6 protein-coding genes are annotated in these 5313 nt (G+C 71.3%); all 6 read right to left on the bottom strand.

What is annotated here, in order from left to right; genetic code table 11:
- Positions 1-537: 2-amino-4-hydroxy-6-hydroxymethyldihydropteridine diphosphokinase (folK, locus tag D8M35_RS15445; protein ID WP_126892624.1), on the bottom strand; the 537-nt coding region annotated here is incomplete at its 3' end.
- The gene (gene folB, locus D8M35_RS15440; RefSeq protein ID WP_202976577.1) at positions 534-923 is read right to left on the bottom strand and encodes a dihydroneopterin aldolase; all 390 of its coding nucleotides are present in this window, start codon (positions 921-923) and stop codon (positions 534-536) included. The genes folK and folB, both read right to left, overlap by 4 nt.
- Positions 920-1924 carry a dihydropteroate synthase gene (gene folP / locus D8M35_RS15435; RefSeq protein ID WP_238638268.1) on the bottom strand — a complete coding sequence of 335 codons (1005 nt, stop codon included), beginning with the start codon at positions 1922-1924 and terminating at the stop codon, positions 920-922. Before folP ends, folB begins: the two co-directional genes overlap by 4 nt.
- 6 nt (positions 1925-1930) lie before the next feature.
- Positions 1931-3919, bottom strand: coding sequence for an ATP-dependent zinc metalloprotease FtsH (ftsH, locus tag D8M35_RS15430; RefSeq protein ID WP_126892623.1), 1989 nt, complete (start codon positions 3917-3919; stop codon positions 1931-1933).
- A gap of 166 nt (positions 3920-4085) precedes the next feature.
- Positions 4086-4637: a hypoxanthine phosphoribosyltransferase gene (gene hpt, locus D8M35_RS15425; protein WP_031272831.1), complete on the bottom strand. Its 552-nt coding sequence runs from the start codon at positions 4635-4637 to the stop codon at positions 4086-4088.
- A 16-nt stretch (positions 4638-4653) separates the two neighbouring features.
- A partial coding sequence (locus tag D8M35_RS15420) for an ATP-binding protein (protein ID WP_174234766.1) occupies positions 4654-5313 on the bottom strand: 660 nt, incomplete at its 5' end.

Raw genomic sequence — 5313 nt, 5'->3', positions numbered from 1 at the left:
TGCGTCGGGCTCGGTCCGGGACGTGGGCGCCGGGTCGAACAGCCGCGGCTCGTCGATGCGCTCGGTGTCGTCGCCGACCGCGTCGAGCAGGTCCGCGACGCGTCCGACCCCGGGCAGGACGGCGTCCGGGTCGGCGTCGAGCCAGGGGGCGAGCACGAACGCCCGCTCCCCCGCTCGCGGGTGCGGGACGGTGAGCGTGTCCGTGTCGATCCGCAGGTCGTCGACCGCGATCACGTCCAGGTCGAGCGTGCGGTCGCCCCAGCGGACCTCACGGGTGCGCCCGTGGTCGTCCTCGATCCGGTGCAGGGCGTCGAGGAGCTCCTGCGGCGCCAGGTCGGTGTCGACGACGACCACGCCGTTGCGGTACCGGGGCTTGGTGTCGTCGAGCCCGTCGAGCGTCAGGGCGACGGACTCCACCTCGTGGCTCGACGCCACCGGGTGGATGGCCGGAGCCGCGGCGATCGCCTGCGCAGCGGCCCGCAGGGTGCTCCCGCGGTCGCCGAGGTTCGCGCCGAGGGCGACGACCGCCCGGCTCACTCTTCTTCCTCGGCGGAGACCGAGCCACCGCGGGTGCGGCGGATGGTGATCGAGACGTCGGTGAACGGCACCGTGATCGGCGCCTGGGGCTTGTGCACCGTGACCTCGACCGCGAGCGCCGCACGGTGGGTGAGCACCGCGGCGGCGATGCGCTCGGCGAGGGTCTCGATGAGGTCCACCGGCCCGCCCTCGATCTCGGCGACGACCTGCTCGGCGACGACCCCGTAGTGCACGGTGTCCGCCAGGTCGTCGGACCCGGACGACACCCGGGCGTCGACCTCGACCGCGACGTCGACGACGAAGTCCTGGCCGTCGGCGCGCTCGTGGTCGAACACGCCGTGGTTCCCCCGGGCACGGACCCCGGTCAGTCGGATGGTGTCCCTCACGATCGTGCTGCCCTCCAGGCATCCCAGACGTCGAGCACCGCACGGGTCGGTGCGGGGTCGTGCACGCGCACCCCCCACGCGCCGCGTTCGGCGGCGAGCAGGCTGATGGCGGCGGTGGCGAGGTCGCGGTCACGCGGGGGCGCACCGGCAGCGCTGCCGACCCCGTCGAGGAACCGCTTGCGGGAGGCGGCGACGAGCACCGGCAGCCCGATCGAGGCGAAGCGTTCGTAGCCGGCCAGGATCTCCCAGTTCTGCGCGCCCTGCTTGGCGAAGCCGAGGCCGGGGTCGATGACCACCTGCTCCTCGCGCACGCCCAGGACGATCAGCTCGGCGACCCGGAGCTCGACCTCGCGGCGGACCTCGTCCACGGCGTGGGCGTACACGGCGTTCCGGTGCATCCGGTCGCTGTGCCCGCGCCAGTGCATCACGACGAAGCCGGCCCCGGTGTCGCGGACGACCCGGGCCATGTCGTCGTCGGCGAGACCGCCCGACACGTCGTTCACGATCGCGGCCCCGGCCTCGACCGCGCGCTCGGCCGTCGATGCGTTCATGGTGTCGACGCTCACCGCGATGCCCTCGGACACGAGCTGCCGGACGACCGGCAGGACGCGCTGCTGCTCGACCTCGACGGGCACCCGGTCGGCACCGGGCCGGGTGGACTCCCCGCCCACGTCGACCAGGTCCGCACCCGCAGCGACGAGGTCCCGGGCGTGGGTGACCGCCGCGTCGACCGCCAGGTGCAGACCACCGTCGCTGAACGAGTCCGGCGTGACGTTGAGGATGCCCATCACGCGGGTGCGGTCGTCGGACCCGCCAGCGGCACCGCTCGGGGTGCGGTCAGGCCGACGACCGGTCACGATCTCCGGCACCGGAGCCGGTGCACGGAGGTCGATCGCGACGGTCGGCGGTTCCGCCGCGGCAGCGCGCGCCGCCTGTTCGGCGGCGCGCGCGTGGTCCGCCTCGGCGAGGCGACGCGAGCGTCTCGTCGGCAGGTCGGTCATGCCGGCCTACGCGGGGGCGATACCGGGGTTGCCGAACGGGCGGCGACGGGGCTTCGACGACGACTCGGTGTCGCCCTGCTCCGCCGCGGTCGACGCGGCCTTGCCCGGGAACTCGATCGCGGGCAGGTTCGACACCGGCCGACGGTCGCTCGAGAGCCACTGCGGGCGCTCCGGGAGCTTGCGGACGTCCTTGAAGATCTCGACGAGCTCCGGCGCGTCCAGCGTCTCCTTCTCGAGGAGCTCGCCGGCCAGGCGGTCGAGGATGTCGCGGTTGTCGTTGAGCACCTGGTAGGCCTCGTCGTGCGCGGCCTCGAGCAGGGCACGGGTCTCGGCGTCGACCGTCTCGGCGATGTTCTCCGAGTAGTCGCGACCGCTGCTGCCGCCCATCTCGCGACCGACGAACGGCTCGCTGGAACCCGAACCGAGCTTGACGGAACCGACCGCGCGGCTCATGCCGTATTCGGTCACCATCTTGCGTGCGGTCGACGTGGCCTTCTCGATGTCGTTCGACGCTCCCGTGGTCGGGTCGTGGAACACGATCTCCTCGGCGACACGGCCACCCATGGCGTAGGTGAGCTGGTCGAGGAGCTCGTTGCGGGTCACGGAGTACTTGTCCTCGAGCGGGAGCACCATCGTGTAGCCGAGGGCACGGCCGCGCGGCAGGATCGTGATCTTCGTGACCGGGTCGGTGTGGCGCATCGCAGCGGCAGCGAGGGCGTGACCACCCTCGTGGTACGCCGTGATCAGCTTCTCCTGGTCGGACATGATGCGCGTGCGGCGCTGCGGACCGGCCATGACGCGGTCGACGGCCTCGTCCAGCGCACGGTTGTCGATGAGCTGCGCGTTCGAGCGGGCGGTGAGCAGGGCGGCCTCGTTGAGGACGTTCGCCAGGTCGGCACCCGTGAAGCCGGGCGTCTTGCGGGCGAGGAGCTCGAGGTCGACGCTCGCGGCGAGCGGCTTGCCCTTCGCGTGCACCTCGAGGATCTGCTTGCGGCCACCGAGCGACGGGGCGTCGACGCCGATCTGGCGGTCGAAGCGGCCCGGACGCAGGAGCGCGGGGTCGAGGACGTCGGGACGGTTCGTCGCGGCGATCAGGATGACGTTCGTCTTGCCGTCGAAGCCGTCCATCTCGACGAGGAGCTGGTTCAGCGTCTGCTCGCGCTCGTCGTTGCCGCCGCCGATGCCGGCACCACGGTGCCGACCCACGGCGTCGATCTCGTCGATGAAGACGATGGCCGGCGAGTTCGCCTTCGCCTGCTCGAACAGGTCACGGACACGACTGGCACCGACACCGACGAACATCTCGACGAAGTCCGAACCGGAGATCGAGTAGAACGGCACGCCGGCCTCGCCGGCGACGGCGCGTGCGAGCAGGGTCTTGCCGGTGCCGGGAGGGCCGTACAGCAGCACGCCCTTCGGGATCTTCGCGCCGACGGCCTGGAACTTCGCGGGCTCCTGCAGGAACTCCTTGATCTCGTGGAGTTCCTCGATCGCCTCGTCCGAACCGGCGACGTCGGCGAAGGAGACCTGCGGGTTCTCCTTGTTGTTCATCTTCGCCTTGGACTTGCCGAACTGCATGACCTTCGAGCCGCCGCCCTGGGCGCTCGAGAGCAGGAACCAGAACAGGGCACCGATGATCAGGAAGGGCAGGATGATGCCGAGGAGCGACAGGAACCAGTTGCCCTGCTGCACCGTGTCGTTGTACCCGTCGGGCAGGTTGGCGTCGTTGACGGCCTTGATGACCTCTTCGCCGCGCGGCGTGGAGTAGTAGAACTGCTCCTTCGCGTTGCCGTCCTTCAGCGTGAGGTCGACGCGCTGCTCGGTCGAGTTGACGACCACGGACGAGACCTTGCCGTCGGCGAGCTGCTCGAGACCCTTCTGGGTGTCGATCTGCTGCGTGCCGGACTGCGCGATGACGCTCCAGCCGATGAAGATGCCGACCAGCGCGATGAGCACGTAGAGGTACGGGCCGCGGAAGATGCGCTTGAAGTTCATGTGATCCGGGCGCGAGGGCCCGACACCTTTCTCTGCCGGAGTTGCGTGGAGGTCAGCATACGGCGGTGACTCTGTGGCGAGAATGGGTGTCCTCTGCGGGCGAACTCCACCCGTGCCCGGAGGGAGCCGTACGGGCCGTCCGGCGGTCCGGACGGCCCGGTGGCCCTCAGGAGTAGACGTGCGGCGCGAGCACGCCGATGCCCCGCAGGTTGCGGTAGCGCTCGTCGAAGTCCAGGCCGTAGCCGACCACGAAGGCGTCGGGGATCTCGAAGCCGGCGTACTTCACGTCGACCTCGACCTTGGCGGCCTCGGGCTTGCGGAGCAGCGCGACGATCTCGACGCTCGCGGCGCCGCGGGACTCGAGGTTCTGCTTGAGCCAGGACAGCGTCAGGCCGGAGTCGATGATGTCCTCGACGATGATGACGTCGCGGCCGTGCAGGTCGGTGTCGAGGTCCTTGAGGATCCGCACGACGCCGGACGACTTCGTGCCGGAGCCGTACGACGAGACCGCCATCCAGTCCATGCGGGCCTGCATCTTCAGGTGCCGCGAGAAGTCCGCCATGACCATGACGGCGCCCTTCAGCACGCCGACGAGCAGCGGGTCCTTGCCCGCGTAGTCACGGTCGACCACCGCGGCGAGTTCGGCGAGCTTCTCGTCGATCTGCTCGGGGGTGAAGAGCACTTCGGACAGGTCTGCCTGGACGTCGGAGAGTTCCACCGGTCCAGGGTAACCGTCAGGACGGGGCGCTGAACGCCAGCCGGTCGCCGTCCCGGGCGGCACGCACACCCGGCAGGTCGATCGGTCCCTGCCCCCGCCAGTCGGTGACCAGTCGGCAGACCTCGAGGGTCTGCGTCCGCGACAGCGTCACCCCGAACTCCCCCTCGACGGCCAGCCGCACGAGTCGCTGCCGGAGCGCCGGCGGGTTCGCCTGCAGCTCGGGCACGGACAGCGAGATGCCCGCCTCGGAGTGCTCGGCGAGGTCCTCCGCCATCTCCTCGGCGAAGTGGTCGAGCGCCGCGGCGTCCTCGCGGAGCTGCTCCGCCGTGCGGGCGAGCGCCTCGGGCACCCCGGCGCCGAGCTCGCGCTCCAGCACGGGCATGAGTGCGGTCCGCACCCGCACGCGGGCGTACGCGGGGTCGTCGTTCTGCGGGTCGTCCCACGGCACGAGCCCGGCGGCGACGGTCGCCTGCCGCGTGGTGTGCCGACGGACGCCGAGGAGCGGACGGCCGTAGGCCGGTCCGGCGGTCCGCCGCACCAGCGGTGGCATGCCGGACAGCGCGTCCGGCCCGCTGCCGCGCAGCAGGCCGAGCAGCACCGTCTCCGCCTGGTCGTCGAGCGTGTGCCCGAACAGCACCAGGGGCGAGCCCGTGTCGGCGGCGACCTGCGCGATCGA

It is taken from the genome of Curtobacterium sp. HSID17257 (assembly GCF_003989515.1).
Classification (GTDB): domain Bacteria; phylum Actinomycetota; class Actinomycetes; order Actinomycetales; family Microbacteriaceae; genus Curtobacterium.
Note: the sequence above shows the minus strand (reverse complement) of the source record. Positions and strands in the feature narration are given on the sequence as shown.